Source organism: uncultured Tateyamaria sp., assembly GCF_947494755.1.
In the GTDB taxonomy this organism is placed as follows: Bacteria; Pseudomonadota; Alphaproteobacteria; order Rhodobacterales; family Rhodobacteraceae; genus Tateyamaria.
Genome location: NZ_CANLVZ010000009.1, coordinates 66,174 through 86,281 on the forward strand (window position 1 = coordinate 66,174; position 20,108 = coordinate 86,281).

Here is a 20,108-nt window from a genome sequence, read left to right on the forward strand (position 1 = left end):
TCATCTTCCCCGAATAAGCGCGCTTGGATTGCGTTCCAAGGTGCGCGCAAGTGCAGCGATGGCGCTGGCCGCTTCTGACAGATCGCGCAAGGCGGCCTGCGCATCCCGGCTGAGTGCCTCGCCCCTGTTATAGCCCGCAATCGTGCGGCTGGCCTGATCCAGAACCGCGCTCACCCGCGCCACGAGCGAGGGCAAATCCTGCGTTGACTGCGCCACAGCATCCGCCGCATCCCGGGCAGAGGCCAGTGTGGCATTGACGTTGGCGACCGCGCCGCCCTCGCGCAATTCGCGCAAGGTGGCGTTTATTTCATTCAGCGCCGCACCAAGGTCAGCAGGCAGCGCGCGCGCCGCATCCGTCGATAGCACCGCATTGGCGGAAGCGGTCAACCCGGTCAGCTCTTGGGTCAATTCCTCAAGCGGGAGGGCCGCAGCCTTTGCGGCGATCTCCTCGACCTGCGCAATGAGCGCGGGCACGCCCGACACCGATGCGGTCACCCCTTGGGCAGCGGCGGCGGCGGCATCCACGGCGGCAACAAGCTGGGTGGTAAACTGATCGCGCTCAAGCTGCGCCAATATGGCCTCGAAGCGACTGAGGGTCGCGTTCAGCCTGACCGGGATGTCCTGCACGTCTTCGGATGTCACGATCCCGCGCACATCGCCGAGTAAGCCGGTGACCGCCTCCGGCATGCCTTGCAGGTCTTCGCTTGCTACAAAGGCGCGCGCGCTGTTCAAGAACAGGATAACACTGTCGAGTAGTTCTTCGACCGGCAAGTTGTTGATACGCGCCACGACTCCCTCAACCGTGGCGGCGACGTCCGAGACTTCGCTTTCGGTGGTGGGGATGATGGGGATGCCGCCGCGCGATGCGGACCCGGCAAACGGAGGCGCATCATCGACCTGCACCAGCTCAATCTTGAGCCCGCCCGCAAAGATGCTTGCCGCGGCGAGACGGGCGCGCAACCCTTCCTGGATCCGCTTGTTGATAAATTCGAGCGCCGCTTGGGGCGTGGATTCCCCTGGCAGACCAAGCCGCGATGGCTGGATGTAAAGCAATGCGTTCAAGCGGACCCGTTCGTCACCAAACGCGTCGGCATCAATCACGCCGGACAGGCCTTGTACCCGGCCAATCTGCAACCCGCTCAGCTCAACCGGGGCATCAACCGCGAGGCCGGAAATGTTATCCTCGAACACCACGCGCATCTCGAGGGGCTGCACTTCGGAAGCGTTGAACAGGCTTGCCCGCGCGGTCTCTGCGTCCTCGAACACCTCGAACATGTAGCCGTCCGTCACCCGCGATCCGCTGGACACGAACGTGTCAAAGGTCAGCCCGCCGCTGAGCAGTGTAGCAACCGACTGAAAGTCGATCTCGGCCCCGCCGGGACCCACCGAGAAGGTGAAACCGGAGGTGTCCCAGAACCGGGTCGAGCGCGAGATGAGGCGGCTGTGCGGGTGATAGATGATCGCCTCGGCAATGGCGAAGTTGCCGCTTTGCGAAATCTGGGCCTTGCCGACCCGACCCACTTCAATGCCGCGAAAGCTGATGGGGGCATCGTCGGTCAAGCTGCCCTGCCCCGTCGTACGCAAGGCGATCTGCAGGCCCTCGCGCCCATAGCGGAACAGGGGCGTGTCGGTGAGACCGTTGAACCGCGTCTGGGCGGGGCCGATCTGGCTGTCCCATGCCCCTTCGATATAGACACCCGTCAGCACGGTATCGAGGCCGCTGACCCCTTGCGCGCTAAGTTCGGGGCGCACGATCCAGAAACTTGCGCCGACATCGATGAAGGGGGCAATTTCCTTATCCACACGCACGCTGGCCACCACACCATCAAGGCCGGGCGTAAACTTGACGTCCTCGACGACACCCACCGTCACATCGCGGTAGCGCAACTCGGTATCACGCTTTTTGATGCCGGCACCGTTCTCGAACTCGATCTCGATCAGCGGGCCGCGGTCGTTGTAACTCTGCCATGCCACGGCCATCGCGATGGCCAGCGCAAGGATCGGGATGATCCAGATGAACGAGGTCGATCCGAATATGGACCGGCGTACCGGCTCGATCCTGACCGGCGGCGGGGTATCAGTCATTGGCGGCGTGCCCCTTTCGCCCCTCGGCGTCGTCGCGTTTCTGATCGGTCCGCACGTCCCAGATCATGCGGCTGTCAAAGGCCTGCGCCGACAGCATCGTAAAGATCACCGACAGCGCAAAGAACAGGCTGGCCCGACCCGGATTGATCGCGGCCAATGTGTTTAGTTGAACCAGCGACGACATGATGGCAACCACAAAGATGTCGATCATCGACCAACGCCCAATGTATTCAACGACTTCGTAAAGGACCTGGCGATGATGGTTGGACACCGCCGAGGGGCGCGTGACCGAAATCGCGAGAAAGCCGATGGCGAGGAACTTGCCGATGGGGATGACCACACTGGCGAACAGGATGATAAACGCAATGCCGGGCGAGCCGTAGTGGATCAGCTCGATCGCGCCGCCCACGATGGTGTCCTCTTGCACGCTCAGCAAGGTGCGCGTTTGCAGCATCGGGTACATGTTGGCGGGGATGTAGCACATGAACCCGACCAGCCACAGCGCCCAGACCCGTTGCAGGCTGAGTGTGTCGCGCGAGATAACCGCGCTGCCGCAGCGCCCGCAGGTGGTCGTGCCCGCCGGCCACACCTTGGTGCAGCGTCGGCAGGCGACGAAGCCCATCTCGCGTGCGCTCAGGATTTGCGCGTTCTGTCCAGCGACGTCCATACCGACCACCTACACAGGAAATTGTCCTGCACCACAACCAACACCACAAGCACAGCAAACATCCAGAACGCAGGGCCAAACGTCACATCCGCCAGATCACTGATCTTGATCAGCGCCACCGCGCAGCCAAGCGCAAAGATTTCGGCCATCGACCAGGGCCGCAAGGCTTCGGCAAAGCGAAACGCCTGTGTCGCCCCCCGCACAGGCGGATAGTCGAGCACGACGGGGATCAGCACATAAAGCGTCAGCAAGACCCGCGCCAGCGGCACAAAGATGATCAACGCCGCCGTCGCCAGCGCCAGCGCGATCAGCAGCCCGTCGCTGAAGGCCAGCGCGGCATCCAGGATCGACACCGAATTCGTCGTCCCCCCCGCCGAGATAGATAGAAAGGGAAAGACGGTCGCAGCCACGATCAGGATCGCAATCGCGATGGAAACGGCGATGATCTGCAAGCCCGCCTTGCGCCGCGGCGTGATCAGCACCGTGCCGCAGCGCGCGCATGTCGCCTTTTGCCCCGCCGACGGCCGCTCGAGCGCGTAGACCGCATCGCAATGGGTGCACACGATCAGCTTGTCGAGGGGAATCGGGGGCGCTGTGCTCATCCCTCTGATTTAGCAGGTTTTGCAGGCGCGCACAGGCGTCATAAGGGATAGCGGGTCGCTATGGTGCGACGATCGGCGTTGCCTTCAGCGCAGGTGCAACCGTCGGGGTGTCGACAAAGGCGCTGCCATGCTCGAACCAGCTTTGCGGAGCGCGTGCGCCCCAAAGCGTCTGGCGCTGCGGGTCCTTCAGGTCCCACTTGATCGGTTCGAGGTCCGGATCGACCGTCTGATAATCCGAACAGTAAAGCTCGATCCGGTGCCCGTCCGGGTCGAGAACATAAAGGAAGAAGGCGTTGGAAATCCCGTGCCGCCCCGGCCCCCGTTCGATATTACCCACATGCCCCTTGGTCGCCATCAGATCGAGCAGGTCGATGATGTTGAGCGGGGTCGGCACCCAGAACGCCACATGGTGCAGGCGCGGCCCCGTCCCGTTGGTGAAGGCCATGTCGTGCACACCGCCCTTGCGGTGCATCCATGCGGCCCACAGCTTTTCGCTGTTTTCGTCCTCGGTATATTCCGTCACCCGGAACCCGATATCGCTGTAGAAGGCGACGGAGGCATCCACATCCGGCGAGAAGCAGTTGAAGTGGTCGATGCGCAGCGGCTTGACCCCGCGATAAAGCGCGTATTGCTGATGGATCGAGGGCAGACGGTCCATCTTGTGATAGAACTCCAGAGGCATGCCTGCGTTGTCGGAGGTGAGCAGCGTGCGTCCCTGATAGGGCCGCTCGACCCACGCGGTCGGCCGCCCTTTGCCCGCGAAATACGCCGCGGCCCGGTCCAGATCGTCCTCGTCGAATGTCTTGAAGCCCATGACCTCGACCGTGCCGGGCTGGTCGGATTTTTGCAGGATCACGCAGTGGTGGCCGCGTTCTTCCATCGCGCGCAGGTAGATATGTGTGTTGCTTTCGTCCGTCACCTGAAGGCCCAGAATATCGGTGTAGAAGGTGCGGCTCGCGGCCAGATCCGCGACGTTCAGGCAGACGTGGCTCAGCCGGATCGTGTTGAAGTCGGGATAGAGGTTCGGTTCGGGGACGGGCATCAGGAGGCTCCCAATCTGGTGATCTTGTGCTGGCCTGTGGCAAAGCCGACATGCTTTTGCTCCATGTAGAACTCGAAGGACCAGTCGCCGCCGTCCCGTCCGATCCCGCTGGCCTTAACCCCACCAAAGGGCGTCGGCAGGTGGCGCACGTTTTCCGAATTGACCCAGATCATCCCCGCCTCAAGACGGTTGGTGAACCGCAGCGCGCGGGTCAGATCGTTCGTCCAGACATAGCCCGTCAGCCCGTAGGCCGTGTCGTTGGCAAGGCTCAGCGCCTCCTCTTCGGTCGCGAAGGGGATCGAGGTGAGGACGGGGCCAAAGATTTCCTCCTGCGCGATGCGCATGTCATTGGTCGCATTCGTGAACAGCGTCGGGCGCACGAAATACCCCTCGTCCCCCACCGTTGTGCCACCGGCGGCCACAGTCGCCCCATCCGCGCGCGCGATGTCGAAATACCCCGTCACCTTGTCGAAATGCTCCGCGCTGATCAACGGCCCGATCTCGGTCTCTGGGTCAAGCGGATGGCCCACTTTGATCTTGCTCACGCGTTCGATCAGTCGCGCCTCGAAATCAGCCCGGATGGTGTCCTGCACCAGCAGGCGTGAGGATGAAGTGCACCGCTCGCCGTTGATCGAGTAGATCATGAAGATCACCGCATCGAGGGCGCGATCAAGGTCTGCATCATCAAACACGATCACCGGGTTTTTGCCCCCAAGTTCGAGGTGGTTGCGTTTCAGCGTGTCCGCGCCCTGCCGGATGATCTGACTGCCGGTGCGGCTTTCGCCGACAAAGGCAATGGCGCGGATCAACGGGTGTTCACACAGGGCCTTGCCCGCCTCTTCGCCGTACCCATTGACGGTGTTGAGCACACCGGGAGGCAGGCCCGCCTCTTCGGCGATCTCGACCAGCAGGCGGGCGGTGAGCGGCGAGGCTTCGGCCGGTTTGTGTACCACTGTGCAGCCCGCCGCCAAAGCGGGTGCGATCTTCCACGTGGACAGCATGAAAGGCGTGTTCCAAGGCGTAATCACCCCTACGGGACCAATGGGCACGCGGGTCGTGACATTCATCAGCGTGGGCGACGGCAGGTGCTGCCCATCTCGCGCGCCCCCGACCTGATCGGCGAAATAGCGGAAGTTTTCGGCACCGCGCAGGGCGGCCTTGGACATGAATTTGATGGTCTGACCGGTGTCCCAGCATTCGCACAAGGCAATCTCTTCCGCGCGCGCCTCGATTCCGTCGGCAATCCTGATCAGGAGGTCGCGGCGCTGTTTGGCGGGCATGTCGCGCCAGTCGGCAAAAGCCGCCGCAGCGGCCCGGGCAGCCCTGTCGATATCCGCCGCAGTGCCATGGGCAACATCACAAATCACGCTCTTGTCGACGGGTGTGTGGGTTTGGAACACACCCCGTGCCCCGGCCACATCCTGACCTGCGATCCGATTGGGAGTCCCGTGGGCGCGGAAACGTTCAAGGTAACCGTTCAGCTTGGTGATGTTGTCGTCCAGCGCGCTCATTGACGGGGCCTCCGGTTATAAAGATGGGACCAGTATTGCATGATCCGACATCCACTCTATTTAACATGTTAATTACTGTGAAGAGCCGAACCGCAGCCTACGCTGTCATACCCGGCTTGGCCGTAGCAATGGCTGATGTAAGGACCCTGATGGCGCCCAGACTTCCCTCGACCTCCCGCTCCCTGCCTATCGCGCTGATCCGCGCGCGCGAAGGGGTCATGGCCCCGATCCGCGAGATGCTGGCCGACACGGGCATTACCGAACAGCAGTGGCGGGTGTTGCGGGTGCTGTCCGAATACGGGCCGCTGGATGCGTCCACCCTTGCGGACCGGGCCAGTCTGCTGTTTCCAAGCCTGACCCGAATTGCGACCACGATGCGCGAGAAGGGATTGATCACCCAGACCCGTGACAGTGATGACCGGCGGCGTCAGTTCATTCGTATTGCGCCAGCGGGCGAACAGATCATAGATGACCACACTGCACAGGCCGCCCAAATCGTTGCAGGCTTTCGCGAGACATTAGGCGATGCACAGTACGAAACGCTGCTGGACTTGCTAGGCCGTCTGGACCCCGGCGCGCGCAGCTAAGGGCCTGCCAAGAAGCAGTCGAGCGTCAAAGCTGCGCGGCACCGGCTTGGGCAATGAGCGCCTTGTAATGCGCGCGGATCGCGTGAAAGACAGGGCCCGCCGTGCCGCCCCCGATCACGCGCCCATCGATTTCGAACACCGGCGACTGAGCCCCGAAGGTGCCCGTCAAAAACGCTTCGTCCGCGCCGTAAGCATCGACGAGGGAATAGTTGCGCTCGAACACGGGGATGTTGTTGGCGCGGCACAGGTCAATCACCTTCTGGCGGGTGATCCCGTTCATGCAGTAATCCCCGGTTGAGGTCCAAACCGCCCCCTTGCGCACGATAAAGAAGTTGCAGGCGTTGGTGGTGTTCACAAAGCCGAACGGGTCGAGCATCAGCGCCTCATCCGCCCCGGCACGGACCGCATGGTTCAGCGCGATGATGCAGTTCAGCTTGGAATGCGAGTTCAGCTTGGCATCCTGTGTCAGCGGCAGGCCCCGGTGATGGGGCACCGTGTGCAGGCGAATGCCGCGATCCACGATGCTTGCGTCGGGTTTGGAGTGTTCGGCAATGATCACAATCGTGGGGCCATAGACGCTCAGATGCGGATGCTGAAACGGCTTTTTCTTGCGCCCGCGTGTGACCATCAGGCGGATATGCACATCCGTCGTCATCGCGTTCGCGTTCAGGGTTTGCCAGATCGCATCCGTCAGTTCGGCGCGCGTCTTGCCGATATCAAGGTCAAGGTACAGCGCCGCCTCATAAAGCCGATCCAGATGCTCGGCCAGGAACGAGATATGCCCGTCATAAAGCCGCATCCCCTCCCATATCCCGTCGCCCAGCATGAAGCCGGAATCGTAAACTGACACCTTGGCCTCGTCCCGATGCACCACGGCCCCATCCACATAAATCAGGATGTCGTCGTTGCGCGCATCCATGGCCGCATCATGGGTCGAAATGTGTGTGTCGGTCATGTCGGGTCCTTCGCAGATATGGTCAGACCCCAACATGGCGCAGGTGATGATGCGACAACAGCGCAATCCGCAGCGGCAGCTCGCATATCAGGCAAAGGCGGCGTTGGCCTCTGCAAGTTCGGCAAGCATGGCGGCGTATTGCGGATCGTCATGGATTTCCGCGATCTGCTTTTCCATCCCGATGATCTGCGCGCGCGTGGCCTCAATCTTCTTGTCGATGGCCTCGATCTCGACCCGATCTTTGGGATGACCAAGTTTCTGGCGGAACCCGGCGATCTTGTCTGCGATACCGGCGATGGTTTTCTCAAGACTTGCCGCTCGCTGGTCCAGTTGCTCCTTTTTCATTTCATCAAAGGCATTTGCCGCTTTTGATCGAGTGACGGCCAATTCGCTCTCACGGTCGGCTTGCAATCGCTCAAAGTGACTGATCTGAACCTCGATCAACGCATCTGTCTTGCTCAGCTCAAGGCGTTGGATATCACCCTTCAATGCGTTGATATGCGCGGCGATCTCACCGGTTTTACGACCCGCTGTGCGCGCGTATTCGGCCGTCGCCGCCTTGAGGCGGTCCACGTTCTCAGCGGTATAGCTGGAATCGATATCGTCGAAGTAACTCGACATCAAAACCGCGTCCAATGTCGGACGCTTGGTGGGATCAGGCTGCTTGAGGCTGTTGATCAGACGATCCAGTGCCGAGGCTGATGTCGCCTGTCCCGCATCGTCCACCTTTTGACTTGTGACCGGGTTCGCGCTGGAAAACTTTTCGCTGTATTCCCCCTGCTTGCGGATCGGGTCGGTGATGCGTTGCAGGATTTCACCCAAGGTGAAGTTGTCGGACTTTTGGGTCACATCCCCCTCTCCCTGCAATTCGGGCGGCTGATAGCCGGGCGTCCATTCATTCAGATCCTTCACAACATCCGTGCCGCTGTCGACATGATGGGCCAGCCCGAAATCCGCCACCTTAAAGGTCCCGTCCGAGGTCAGAAAGATATTCGCTTCTTTCAGGTCGTGGTGCGTCATACCGCCCTGCTGCATCGCCTGCATCCCTTTGACGACATCGCGCATTTGGGCGGCCATCATCGCTTGACGGGCGTTTTCAGACATCAGGCCCGTATCCTCGCAAGCCGCCATCGCATCGGTATAGGCATGTGCGTCGCCCGCATCCGCCATATCCATGACGATCAGCGGGATCCCGTTGGGGGCCAGCACCATGCCCTTCATATCGAGGATATTGTCGTGGCATGCCCCGTCCTCTCCGCCCGTGGCGGCGCGGTGGTTCAACGCTTCGGAGCGGAAATTCTCATGCATGGTTTCATCCGTGCTGTCCGCGTCGAAATTGGCCGCAATCGGGGTCTTCAACACTACCGGCGCACCGGTGTCGGGATGAACCGCGCGAAAGACTTTGCCGCCGCCCCCGCGCCCCAGAAACGTGATGTCGTCAAAGGTCACACCGTCCAACACAAACGAGGTCGGTGTACCGGTGTCGTCAAAGGCTGCCTTGTTCGGGAACGCATCAAATGCGGCCTTGTTCATCGCTGTGGCCGCAGCTTGAAGCCGGGCAAGCTGATCTGGATCGGTGTCATTTGGGTTCTCGGGATCAAACGGGATGCCGGAGGCCCGTGCAGCCTCCACGCACCAATCCTCGTACCCACGGGCGCACATTTCAAACGCCTCGTCCGGCATCGGGCCTGGGGTCGCAAGCAGGGTCTGCAACGCTGATGTGATCCCGTTGCCAGCAACCAACGCCATCTCGTCGGCGGTGCGGCTGGTGTCGGTCAGATCGAGATCCATGTCCTCAAAGAAGTCCACGGTCGAAAATTCGCGTGTCTTGCTGTTGGTTGGCAAACCCACCGCATCCGTCAGCCCAAGGGCGAAATTGTCCTGCAACACCGCTTGGCGGTATTGCTCCTGAGCCTGCGCCCATCGTTCCGCCTGCCTTGCCTCGACCACCTTGAACCGCTCGGCAACGTCGGCCTCCGCCTGTTTGGCCGTGTCACCCGTCAATGCGGTCCCATCGTTATCGGTGCTTGCGCTGGTTTCCATGGGCGGAGGTGTGGTTTTGGCCGCAAGGGCATTCAGCAAGGCCAAACGCCGCTCTTTGAGCTGCGCCTCCAGTTCGGTGCGCAACTCAGCCCCATTTCCGCTGAGGTGATGGGTGCGCGCCGTCTCGTGCGCGGCCATGTAGTCCCCATTGTAGCTCATGGGCAGCTTTCCGGGCTGTTCCTTGTTCAGCAGCGCCATGTTGTGCCCGATCAATGCGATCAGCGATTTGACGGTCGGCGCACTGGCGTGCATCGCACCATAGGCGTCGAGCCGCCCGGACACAGCCGTCTGGAGCGCATCCATCTGCCCGATCAAAACCAGCTTCTCGCGTTGCGCCGCCCCAAGCAGACCAAGGATTTCTTCGCGATCCGCGCCGGTGGCGGGATCGGTGATCAAGGCACAGCGGTCGATCACGTCCTGGCTTTGGCTATCGGTATCAAGGGTCAGCGCCTGCTTGGCCGTCAACATCGCCTGGATCTTGTTCTTGAGCGTTGCGATATCCGCGCCAATCACCGCCGGGTTCAGACCATTCTTGACCGTATTGGCCGCCGCGCGCGCGCTTTCCTTGATCGCCTTGAGGTCGCCGTAAGCCCCCTTGAGGTCGCCACTCTCGGCCTTTTTGGTGGCGTCCGCGATCCCCTTTTCAACGACAGCGCGCTGCGGATGCTCGGGCGGCAGGACCCCCAGTTCGGCCTCGGCCTTATCGCGGCGACGCCAAAACTCCTTGAGCCGGGCAGCCATGTTGCGTTTGGCAAAGTACCCCTTGGAGTCATAGGCAAGGTGGGTCGTCAGAAACGACATCTGCTCGGTGCTGAGATCAGCCATCATAATTCCTTAATGCAAAACTGCGTTTGGTCACACAATGCAGCGTCATCGCCACATCCCACACATGACCGTCCGGATTTGGCGCGAGACTAAGCAGATCAACAATCTGCGACAAGGATTGGGTGCACCTCTTTACGACGATCACAACCACGGATGGCGTTGTTCATTGTTTGTGAACAGTATTTTTCCAACCTCGGCCCAATAATCGCCACAAACCACAGGCAAACGGGTCTGCATAAGTTGGAGTAAAGCACATGTATTTGTCTGTTGTGGTTCCGTGCATGAACGAAGAAGAGTCGTTGCCCTATCTGGTGGACCGGCTTGTTCAGGCAATTGAGCCCTACAAGGATCGCGCCGAGATTTTGCTGGTCGATGATGGCTCCACGGATGGCACATGGGCGGCGATCATCAAAGCGCAGGCGACCTGCCCCCAGTTGCGCGGCTTGCGTATGTCCTCCAACCGCGGGCACCAGATCGCGTTGACCGCAGGGCTCGAAGCGGCGCGCGGGGCGCGTATCTTTATGCTTGATGCAGACCTTCAGGATCCGCCTGAATTGCTGGCCGACATGATGGCGATGATGGATCGCGGCCACGATGTGGTTTATGGGCGGCGTGCTGAACGGCAGGGCGAGACGCTGTTCAAACGCGCGACCGCGCATGTGTTTTATCGCCTTTTGAACGCCATGTCGGATGTACCGATCCCCAAGGACACCGGTGATTTCCGGCTCGTCAGTCGCCGCGCCTTGGACGCGGTTCTGGCAATGCCCGAAAAGGCACGCTTCATTCGCGGCATGTTTGCATGGGTCGGTTATAGCCAGATAGGCATCGAATACGCTCGCGCCCCACGGCACATGGGCGAAACCAAATACCCCTTCCGCAAGATGCTGCGCTTTGCCATCGACGCGATGACCGCATTTTCCACCAAGCCGCTCAAGCTGGCGACACGGCTGTCCTTTGTCAGCCTCGGCGTCGCCGGGTTGATGATGATCTACGTGTTCCGCTCGTTGATCCTGTATCAGACGGCCCCCGGTTGGGCCTCGGTCGTGCTGGCGATTGCGGCATTCTCGGGCGTGCAATTGCTGACTTTGGGCATCCTTGGTGAATATATCGGCAGGCTGTATGTCGAGGCCAAAAACCGCCCCCTTTATTTCGTCGCGGAGGAGTCGCGCACGGTCGTGGACGCCTCTGCCCGGCTGCAAACACGGGCGTGATCATGGATCAGTCTGCAAAAATCCTGCGCTTTGCCTGCGTCGGGGCGACCGTCGCCCTGCTTTATGTCGCGCTCTATCTCGGCCTGCTCACGCTTGGGCTGGCCCAACCTGTGGCCAACGGTGCTGCATTCTTGCTGGCCGTTGCTGTGCAATATGCAGGCCAAGCCGCCTTTACCTTTCGTGCCCCTCTCAAGGATGGGCCACAGATCACGCGATTTGTGGCGATGATCGGCTGCGGGCTGCTCAGTTCCGCGCTCATCACCGGCATCGCGCAGCCCGCACTTGGCCTGCCGCATTGGGGTGCGGCTGCGATCGTGACCCTTGTGCTGCCGATCCAGAATTATCTGATCATGTCGCGATGGGTTTTCGCGCATGGATCATCCCCTGCGGAGACATCCCAATGACGCATATTTATAACGATACGTTCTTTGATTACATCGACCACGGCGCGCGGCGTTCGGCCAAGGCATTGACCGGGTTGATGACCAAATGGCTGGCCCCGCAAAGTGTGCTCGATCTTGGATGCGGGCGCGGCGTGTGGCTGGATGAATGGCAACGCGCGGGTGCTTTGGATGTGCTGGGAGTGGACGGCGATTATGTGGATCGCAGCCAGTTGGCAATTGACGCCGCCCAGTTTCACGCAGGTGATCTGACCAAGCCCTTGGACCTTGGCCGCCGCTTTGATCTGGCCCAAAGCCTTGAGGTCGGGGAACACCTGCCAACCGCCGCGTCTGATGCGCTGGTGGACAGCCTCACCCAAGCCTCGGACCGGGTCTTGTTTTCGGCAGCCGTGGTTGGACAGGGCGGCGAATTTCACGTCAACGAGCAACCCCTGTCGTTCTGGCAGGCCAAGTTCGAGGCACGCGGATATCGCGCCTATGACTGCCTGCGCCCGCATCTGAAATCCGACCGCTCGGTCGAGCCGTGGTATCGCTATAACGCCATCCTGTATGTGAACGAGGCGGGTGCTGCGCACCTGCCCGAGGCGATCCGCACCCATGCGCTCGCCGATGGCTTGCAAGTCAAGAACGCCGGTGATTTGGCATGGCGGGCGCGGCGCGCGGTCGTGGCGAACCTGCCCCAAGGGGCTGTCACGCGGATTGCGCAGGTCCGCGCCGCCGTTCTGGCTGCAAATGCCCGGCGGATGAACACCCGCACGAGCCTGTCGTAGTGCCCCCCGTCGCAGCCGATGCGACCCCGACCGCACGGGGTCTGTGGCTGCTGATGGCCGTCACCTTCGCCGCCGCCCTGTTGGTCAGCTTGCCCAACCTGCGCGACCCCATGCTCCGTTACGACGATTTCCCCGCCCTTTTGGCCGACCCATCCGGGTTCTGGCCCAAGACGCTGCACGAGGGCCGGTGGCTGAACTACCTGTGGCATCTGCGAGAGGTGGTGACCCCGGCGTGGCTGAATTTCGCGGTTTACCAAGCCCTCTGGGCCGGCTTTGCGGCCAGCTTCGCCTTTGCCGCCACCGGGGCGGCACGCCACGGCCTGATCCTGGCCTTGCTGATCCTGATCGCACCGCCTGCGACGCTGATATCGTTGTGGTTCAATACGTTGATGCCCGGCCTCGCACTGGTGACGCTCTATGGGCTGCTTGGCTGCGTCCTGCGCCCGCGCACGCACCGGCTGCTGATGCCCATCTTTGTCGTGGCGAGCTTTATGTCCTACACGACCTACCCGCTTTTGATCCTCGCCATGGCCCTGGTACGCAGCTCTGAGAGATCGGTGCGCGACCTGGCCGGGTTGCTTGGCCTGTTCGTCGCCTCCTTTGCGGCGGCGGTCCTGATCGTCTATGCGATCAACTATCAGGTTCACGGCATCTTCGGCGTGCCGTTGGCGGCCTGGCGCGCGGCGTCCCCGGCCTCTGATATCGCGGGGATGGTCCAGAATATCCCGCTTGTCACCCAATCCCTCAGCGATCTGATGATCAAAGCGAGCTTTGGTTTTGCCCCAGCCGTCTGGTTCCATCTGGCGATGCTGGTAGGCGGGACGCTGGTACTGGCGCGTCATGTCCCCAAAGAAGCGCTGTATCTGCAAGCCGGGCTGTGGATGGGCATGGCGCTTGTGGTGGTGCAAATCCTCAAGATGGGGGCGATTGTGCCTGCCCGCTCCTTTCTGTTCGCGTGGGTCATTTACGCCGCGATCATCGTGCGCGCCGTGCAAGTCCTCAGTATCAAGCCCACTCTGGCCGCGCGGCTGGCGCTCAATCTCGTGTTGTTGATCGTGGGCAGCTATCTGCTGCAAACCTTTATGCAATACACAACCTATCGCGGCTGGCAGGCCGAGACGCGCGCACTTGCACCCGCCGTCCAAGCCGTCAACGGGCCTGCGGACATTGTGGGTGATGTGATGCAGACCCCGTCCGCGCAAGAGGCAGGGGTGCAGGACCCCTCCGCGTTGGTGTTTCGGCTGCACTATCTGACGGGCAAAACAGTGACGCTGTGCGCGACAGATGCGGGCTGTTCAGACACGGCCCTGCGTCTGGGCCAGAACTGAGCGTCTTACGTCTCGAAATCCGCGCGCCGCTGCACGATCCAGGCGCTCACGAAATCCACGAACGCTCGCACCCGCGCTGTGCGGCGCAGATCGCTGTGCAGCAAGATCCAGATGCTGCGCCCCGGCACCACCGGAACACCGGGCACCCGGATCAGATCAGGCTCGCCGTCCCCCAGAACGGCGGGCACCCACGCAATGCCCAGACCTTGTGCAGCCGCCCGCGTTTGCATGAAAATTTCGGGCAGCGAATGGCGCGCCTTTGCCTTGGGCAAGGGGCTTGAGGCGATCCAGTTGTCATCCCCGCCCCATCCGATCCAATGCGCCCCTTCGCCCCCCGTCGCCATCAGATCGGGATGCGCGTCAACGTAAGCCGGGGTCGCAAACGCCGCCACCACGTAGTCCACCAACCGCCGGCCCACCAGGTCCTCTTCGACATGATGAGCGGCGCGCAGTGACACATCCGCTTCCTGACGGGCCAAATCCGAAATGCGGTTCGTGCCGATCACATCAACGCGGATGTCAGGATATTGCGCGCTGAAGGCGGCCAGGATCGGGGCGAACAGCCCTTGGGCAAAGGATGGCGGCAGACTGAAGCGGACAACACCAGTGGGCGCCGCATCCAGCCCCGTCAACTGGCGCTGCACCTCAAGCATGCGCCGCTCCATTCCTTCGGCGTGGGGCAACAACACCTCGCCGGGTTGCGTGATGCTGAGCCCCTTGGCCGAGCGGTCAAACAGGCGCGTGCCGAGACTGTCTTCAGCGGCCTTGAGGGCCCGCGCGACAGTGGCGTGGTTGACGTGCAAAGCCTCGGCGGCACCGCGCAGGCTGCCTGCCCGGTGGATCGCCAGAAGAATGCGCATGTTGTCCCAGTCCATCAGCTTCCCCCGGCTTGTACGGATCGAATACGATCCGCTCTGCCGGATTATTTCGGGCAGAAACCTAAAAATCAATCCGCTAGGGTTGGCCGCACAATCATCGCAACCGGCGCACCTCTCTGCATAACAACCAGCAGATATCCGCGCTCTCACGACAAATTGGGGCGGCTGCACCTGTTAATGCCGTCCGCTCCGCACATATCCTACCAGATCTGGCACGAGGCTTCGTCCCTGCCACCAGCCCGGAGTATCGACAGTGACACCATCCCTTGCTCAAATTCAGCCCTGCGAGGCGTCGTCATTGTTCGAACGCACACGCATGCGCACCGACGCGCTTGTGGCGCCGCTGAACCCCGAGGACATGATGCTGCAAAGCATGGAGGATGCCTCGCCCGCGAAGTGGCATCTGGCCCATACCACGTGGTTCTTCGAAGAGTTCATCCTCAAACCCCGCCTGCCCGCCTATTCCTCGCCCGATGATCGCTTCGCGTTTCTGTTCAACAGTTATTACACCCAAGCCGGTCCCCGGCACGCGCGCGACCGGCGGGGCCTTGTGTCGCGTCCCGATGTGCAGGCCGTGCGCGACTACCGCGCCCATGTGGAGGACAGCCTCGCGACCCTCATGTCAGGCGCGCGGGACGACACCGACGACATCGCGGCCCTCGTCGAGCTGGGGTGCCATCACGAAATGCAGCATCAGGAATTGCTGGTCACCGACCTGCTGCATGGCCTCAGCTTTAACCCGCTGTTGCCGGTCTACAAGGATCCCGAACCGCTGCCCGTCACGGATGAGGTCCCGTTGACCTATACCCGCCACGATGGTGGGCTGGTCGAGATCGGGCATGAGGGGCCCGGGTTTTCCTATGACTGCGAAGGGCCGCGCCACAAGGTGTTCCTGCGCCCCTACGACATTGCCGACCGCCCCGTGACCAATCGCGACTGGATCGCCTTCATGCAAGACGACGGCTACGGCGATGCGCGCCACTGGCTGATGGAGGGCCACGCGGTGGCCGCGCGCGAAGGTTGGGAGCATCCGCTTTATTGGTGGCAACAGGACGATCAGTGGTGGACTTACAGCCTGCGCGGCCCACAGCCCGTGGCGCTGGACGCGCCAGTGGTCCATGTGAGCTATTATGAGGCCGATGCCTTTGCCCGGTGGGCCGGGGCGAGACTGCCCACCGAGGCCGAACACGAAGTGGCGTTTCGCGACCGTCCCATCACAGGCAACTTGATGGGCGATGCAAGCGCCATCGGCGCATTGCGCCCCCTGCCGGGCGCCGGTGTTTGGGGCGATGTGTGGGAATGGACGGCCTCCGATTTCGCACCCTATCCCGGCTTTCGCCCACCCGAAGGCGCGCTTGGCGAATATAACGGCAAGTTCATGGTCAATCAGCGCGTTCTGCGCGGTGGGTCCTGCGCGACGCCACGCGAACAAATGCGCCCGACCTACCGAACCTTCTTTTTCCCCCATCAACGCTGGCAAATGCTGGGCCTGCGCCTGGCCAAGGACGTATGACCATGACACTCGCCAACGCCCCCTCTTTACACGATAAAACAACGCGCGCCTTCCTGCGTGATGCGATCCAGGGGCTGACAAGCGCGCGCAAATCACTGTCACCCAAATGGCTCTATGACAGCGCGGGCAGCGCCCTGTTCGAAGAGATTACCGGCCTGCCGGAATACTACCCGACCCGCACCGAAATCTCGATCTTGCGGAGCCATGCTGCCGACTTGGCGGGTTACGTTCCTAAGGGCGGGGCATTGGTCGAATTGGGGTCAGGTGCAAGCATCAAGACCCGGCTCCTGCTCGACGCGGGCCCGCATATTGCAGCCTACGTGCCGGTTGATATTTCGGCCGCGTTTCTGCATGCCACGGCGGATGATCTGCGCGCCCGTTATCCCCATCTGGCCGTGCATCCGACCGTGGGGGATTTCGTCAACCCCATCGCGCTGCCTGCCGCTTTGCACGATCTGCCCAAGGTTGGTTTTTTCCCCGGTTCGACCATAGGCAACCTCGAACCCCTGGACGCCACCGCCCTGCTGGCCCGCGCCCGTGCGTGGCCGGGGATCGAGACATTTATTCTCGGGGCCGATCTGGTGAAAGACCCCCAGGTCCTCATTGATGCTTATGATGATGCTGCGGGCGTGACGGCCCGGTTCATCACGAACATCCTGATGCGGATGAACACGGAGTTGGGTGCAGATTTCGATGTGGACCGCTTTGACTACATCGCCGAATGGAACGCGGAGGCCGCACAGATCGAGATGTCATTGATGGCAAAGGTCGATCACCATGTGTCGCTTGGCGGGCAGGACATTCCCTTTGCCAAGCATGAGCGCATCGCCGTTAGCCAGTCCCGCAAATATACGATAGGCAGTCTCGGCAATCTGGCCAATGCGGCGGGATGGTCCGTGCAAGAGGTCGTGACCGACGCCGAGAGCAACTTCGGGGTCGCCGTCCTGAAAGCGCAAAGCGCTGGCTAGCTTATAGGTGGTCCGGCCGCACCGTGCCGGGCCGCGCATCTTCGATCAACGTGAGGATATCGGTGACCTCCAACCCGGTCGCAGATCGCAGCGCGGATTTGTAGGGCGGCAGGTTGGTGCATTCGAGCAAAAGATGACGGTGGTTAGGCGTCTGCTCCGACGCAATGAAGGCCGCCAACTCATCACGGGCGCGGTCCGTGTCCAACATGGCACTGTCCGACGCGATGACCTGACGCAAATGCATCTTCTTGGGCAGGCCAACGATGCCCGGGGCATAGGCCCTTGCCGCCCCCAGATGCGCGGGTGTCAGGCTGTCTTCATCAAAGGTCAGGATCAACACCTCGCCCGGCGCGTGGGCTTCGCTGAGCCTTGGCAAAGCTGTCAGCGCGGAACTTACGAACGGTTTGGACGTCAGGGCGGCCAGATGATCCTGCCAGTACGACAAAAACCCGCAGGAGGTGACGATCACATCCCCCTTGGCGGCCTGCACGGCCTGCTCAAACGGTGCGATGTCTATGTCTTGGGGCTTATGGCTCACAATCCGTGACACGGTTGCGGCGCGCACCCGGATCACGTCAACGGCTTCCATATATGTTTCAGGGCAGGCCACGTCACCGGACACGCGCGGAAAGCCCGTATCCAGTTGCAGTATGCTGACCGACGGGGCCATGCCCTATTGCCTGATGTTGTCTGGCAACCACGTCGCCAGCCCCGGGAACGCCACGAGGATCACGACCATCAACAGCATCAGCCCCACCATCGGCAGCGCCGTTTTCGAGATGTAGCCAATGTCGTGGCGCGTCATGCCCTGCAGCACGAACAGGTTGAAGCCAATAGGCGGGGTCACCTGCGCCATCTCGACCACCACCACGATGAAGATACCGAACCAGATCACGTCGATCCCGGCTTGGCGGATCATCGGCTCGACAATGGCCATGGTCAGCACCACGGATGAAATCCCGTCAAGGAACATGCCTAGGATCACATAGAACAATGTGAGCGCCGCGATCAGGGTGATGGGCGACAGCTCCATCTGGTCGATCCACGCCGCCAGCGCCCGCGGCAAGCCGGTAAAGCCCATGGACAGCGACAGGAACGCCGCGCCCATCAGGATCAGCGCGATCATGGCCGAAGTGCGCGTGGCCCCCATCAGGCTTTCCAGAAAGGTGCCCATCGTCAGCGAGCGTTGGAACAGCGCCAGCGTCAGGGAGCCAAGCACGCCAACCGCTGCCGCCTCAGTCGCCGTGGCCCATCCGAAATACATCGACCCAATGACGGAAAAGACAAGCAGCAGTACAGGGATCAGAAAGCGGCTTTCGCTCAGCATCTCGCCCCAGCTCATGGACGGTTCGGGGGGCGGGCGCTGATCGGGGCGGAAAAAGTGCCAAGCGATGATGTAGGACATGAACAGCCCCGCAAGCACGAGGCCCGGAATGATGCCCGCCATGAACAGCTTGATGATGCTTTCGTTGATCGACACGCCATAGACGATCAGCGTCAGCGAGGGCGGGATCATCAGGCCCAAGGTGGCGGCCCCTGCCAATGTGCCAACGATCATGTATTCGGGATAGTCGCGTTTGCGCAATTCGGGGATCGACATTTTGCCCACAGTCGTCAGCGTCGCGGCCGAGGACCCCGACACGGCGGCAAAGATCGTGCAACCGGCGATGTTGGTGTGCAGCAACCCGCCCGGCAGGAACCGCATCCATGGGGCAAGGCCACGGAACATGTCTTGGGATAATCGGGTGCGATAGAGGATCTCGCCCATCCAGATAAACAGCGGCAGCGCAGTCAGCGTCCAACTGCTCGCCCCGGTCCAGATGGTGGTGATCATCGCATCACCTGCGGGGCGGGTCGTGAACAACTCCATCCCCACCCAGGCGACACCCATCAGAGCAAGGCCGATCCAGATAGACGAGCCAAGCAGGGTAAAGAGGACAAACAGAAACACGATTGTGGCGTAGGCTTCGGTCATTCCACGGCCTCCGACACGATGGGGTTCACGCCGGTCACAAGCATTCGAAACAGCGTGTCCCACAGCGCAATGGCCAGCAGCACAGTGCCGATGGACATGGCCAGTTGGGGTATCCAGACAGGGGTATAGACCAGGGTGTCGGACGCCTCGGACATCGCCTGGCCCCATTCGCCGACGGCGCGGGACGGCAGGCTCAGCAAGGTCACGACCCATTCGGGGATTTGATCCTGCCCTTGCGTGCGGTCATTCAGCATCTCGGAAAATGCATTGGCCTTGATGGCGTACCGCGCGAAATAGGTCGCGATGATGGCCCCGCCGAACACGGCAAACACATCGAGCCAGCGGCGCAGGAACGCGGTGGAGTTCAGGATAATCGACACGCGAATGTGCGCGCCGCGCGTCATCGCATGGCTGAGCGCAAAGAACGAGGTCGCCGCCATCGCGTAGCCTGCAAACTCGGTCGTGCCGGGCAGTGCCACGCTGGTCCAGCGGGCAATCATGCCGGCCACGATCAATCCGAGGATTGTCACCATGAAAATCGCGGCGATTACACCGCTGGCAAAATAGATCCCGTCGAGGGCGCGCCAAAACGGGCGCAATATCCGCTCGATCCGGGGGCCGGTGATCAGGCAGATCAGCGCAAACACACTGGGCAGGACGAAAATCCACACCCAAAGCGGCAAGCCCATGACGGGCGACCAGTCACGCATATTGATATCCCGATCTGTTCAGAAAATGAGGAGAGGC

Annotated in this window: 18 protein-coding genes; 7 read left to right on the top strand and 11 right to left on the bottom strand. The window is 61.6% G+C overall.

From position 1 onward, the window contains the following. The 5 genes from Q0908_RS12490 to hpaE are packed head-to-tail and all read right to left on the bottom strand — an operon-like array spanning position 1 to position 5,907. The gene (locus tag Q0908_RS12490; RefSeq protein WP_299284692.1) at positions 1-2,085 is read right to left on the bottom strand and encodes an MlaD family protein; all 2,085 of its coding nucleotides are present in this window, start codon (positions 2,083-2,085) and stop codon (positions 1-3) included. Continuing rightward, the gene (locus tag Q0908_RS12495) at positions 2,078-2,707 is read right to left on the bottom strand and encodes a paraquat-inducible protein A (protein ID WP_299284997.1); all 630 of its coding nucleotides are present in this window, start codon (positions 2,705-2,707) and stop codon (positions 2,078-2,080) included. The genes Q0908_RS12490 and Q0908_RS12495 overlap by 8 nt, the downstream gene beginning before the upstream one ends. An 11-nt stretch (positions 2,708-2,718) precedes the next feature. Further along, positions 2,719-3,354 carry a paraquat-inducible protein A gene (locus Q0908_RS12500; RefSeq protein WP_299284695.1) on the bottom strand — a complete coding sequence of 212 codons (636 nt, stop codon included), beginning with the start codon at positions 3,352-3,354 and terminating at the stop codon, positions 2,719-2,721. Positions 3,355-3,412: 58 nt separating this feature from the next. Further along, positions 3,413-4,396, bottom strand: a complete 984-nt coding sequence (gene hpaD / locus Q0908_RS12505; protein ID WP_299284698.1) for a 3,4-dihydroxyphenylacetate 2,3-dioxygenase — start codon at positions 4,394-4,396, stop codon at positions 3,413-3,415. Further along, positions 4,396-5,907 (bottom strand): 5-carboxymethyl-2-hydroxymuconate semialdehyde dehydrogenase, encoded by a 1,512-nt coding sequence (hpaE, locus tag Q0908_RS12510; protein ID WP_299284701.1) that lies wholly within the window; start codon positions 5,905-5,907, stop codon positions 4,396-4,398. The genes hpaD and hpaE overlap by 1 nt, the downstream gene beginning before the upstream one ends. Before the next feature lie 149 nt (positions 5,908-6,056). On the opposite strand from hpaE, the gene hpaR reads away from it, so the two are divergent. After that, positions 6,057-6,494 carry a homoprotocatechuate degradation operon regulator HpaR gene (gene hpaR, locus Q0908_RS12515; protein WP_299284704.1) on the top strand — a complete coding sequence of 146 codons (438 nt, stop codon included), beginning with the start codon at positions 6,057-6,059 and terminating at the stop codon, positions 6,492-6,494. Positions 6,495-6,519: 25 nt separating this feature from the next. On the opposite strand, the gene Q0908_RS12520 is transcribed toward hpaR, so the two are convergent. Continuing rightward, positions 6,520-7,449: an aminotransferase class IV gene (locus Q0908_RS12520; protein ID WP_299284707.1), complete on the bottom strand. Its 930-nt coding sequence runs from the start codon at positions 7,447-7,449 to the stop codon at positions 6,520-6,522. 87 nt (positions 7,450-7,536) lie between these two features. Beyond that, complete coding sequence (locus Q0908_RS12525; RefSeq protein WP_299284709.1) at positions 7,537-10,317, bottom strand: protein kinase; 2,781 nt, start codon at positions 10,315-10,317, stop codon at positions 7,537-7,539. 254 nt (positions 10,318-10,571) lie between these two features. On the opposite strand from Q0908_RS12525, the gene Q0908_RS12530 reads away from it, so the two are divergent. From Q0908_RS12530 to Q0908_RS12545, 4 genes are read left to right on the top strand one after another with little or no spacing between them, the layout of a single operon-like run. Next, positions 10,572-11,528, top strand: coding sequence for a glycosyltransferase family 2 protein (locus Q0908_RS12530; protein ID WP_299284712.1), 957 nt, complete (start codon positions 10,572-10,574; stop codon positions 11,526-11,528). Between the two features lie 2 nt (positions 11,529-11,530). Continuing rightward, positions 11,531-11,932, top strand: coding sequence for a GtrA family protein (locus Q0908_RS12535; RefSeq protein ID WP_299284715.1), 402 nt, complete (start codon positions 11,531-11,533; stop codon positions 11,930-11,932). Further along, positions 11,929-12,699, top strand: a complete 771-nt coding sequence (locus Q0908_RS12540) for a methyltransferase domain-containing protein (RefSeq protein WP_299284718.1) — start codon at positions 11,929-11,931, stop codon at positions 12,697-12,699. Before Q0908_RS12535 ends, Q0908_RS12540 begins: the two co-directional genes overlap by 4 nt. Then, positions 12,699-14,027, top strand: coding sequence for a hypothetical protein (locus Q0908_RS12545; protein WP_299284721.1), 1,329 nt, complete (start codon positions 12,699-12,701; stop codon positions 14,025-14,027). Before Q0908_RS12540 ends, Q0908_RS12545 begins: the two co-directional genes overlap by 1 nt. Before the next feature lie 5 nt (positions 14,028-14,032). Here Q0908_RS12545 and Q0908_RS12550 read toward each other — a convergent pair whose 3' ends face one another. After that, positions 14,033-14,902, bottom strand: coding sequence for a LysR family transcriptional regulator (locus Q0908_RS12550; protein WP_299284724.1), 870 nt, complete (start codon positions 14,900-14,902; stop codon positions 14,033-14,035). A gap of 256 nt (positions 14,903-15,158) precedes the next feature. Here Q0908_RS12550 and egtB point away from each other — a divergent pair, with 256 nt between their 5' ends. Together egtB and egtD are read left to right on the top strand one after the other, a co-directional pair. After that, positions 15,159-16,418 carry an ergothioneine biosynthesis protein EgtB gene (gene egtB / locus Q0908_RS12555; protein WP_299284727.1) on the top strand — a complete coding sequence of 420 codons (1,260 nt, stop codon included), beginning with the start codon at positions 15,159-15,161 and terminating at the stop codon, positions 16,416-16,418. Between the two features lie 2 nt (positions 16,419-16,420). Further along, positions 16,421-17,386 carry an L-histidine N(alpha)-methyltransferase gene (gene egtD / locus Q0908_RS12560; RefSeq protein WP_299284730.1) on the top strand — a complete coding sequence of 322 codons (966 nt, stop codon included), beginning with the start codon at positions 16,421-16,423 and terminating at the stop codon, positions 17,384-17,386. A gap of 1 nt (position 17,387) precedes the next feature. Here egtD and Q0908_RS12565 read toward each other — a convergent pair whose 3' ends face one another. The 3 genes from Q0908_RS12565 to Q0908_RS12575 are packed head-to-tail and all read right to left on the bottom strand — an operon-like array spanning position 17,388 to position 20,071. Then, positions 17,388-18,056 (bottom strand): aspartate/glutamate racemase family protein, encoded by a 669-nt coding sequence (locus Q0908_RS12565; RefSeq protein WP_299284732.1) that lies wholly within the window; start codon positions 18,054-18,056, stop codon positions 17,388-17,390. Positions 18,057-18,059: 3 nt separating this feature from the next. Beyond that, positions 18,060-19,361, bottom strand: coding sequence for a TRAP transporter large permease subunit (locus Q0908_RS12570; RefSeq protein WP_299284735.1), 1,302 nt, complete (start codon positions 19,359-19,361; stop codon positions 18,060-18,062). Further along, positions 19,358-20,071: a TRAP transporter small permease subunit gene (locus Q0908_RS12575; protein WP_299284738.1), complete on the bottom strand. Its 714-nt coding sequence runs from the start codon at positions 20,069-20,071 to the stop codon at positions 19,358-19,360. The genes Q0908_RS12570 and Q0908_RS12575 overlap by 4 nt, the downstream gene beginning before the upstream one ends. Positions 20,072-20,108: the final 37 nt, after the last annotated feature.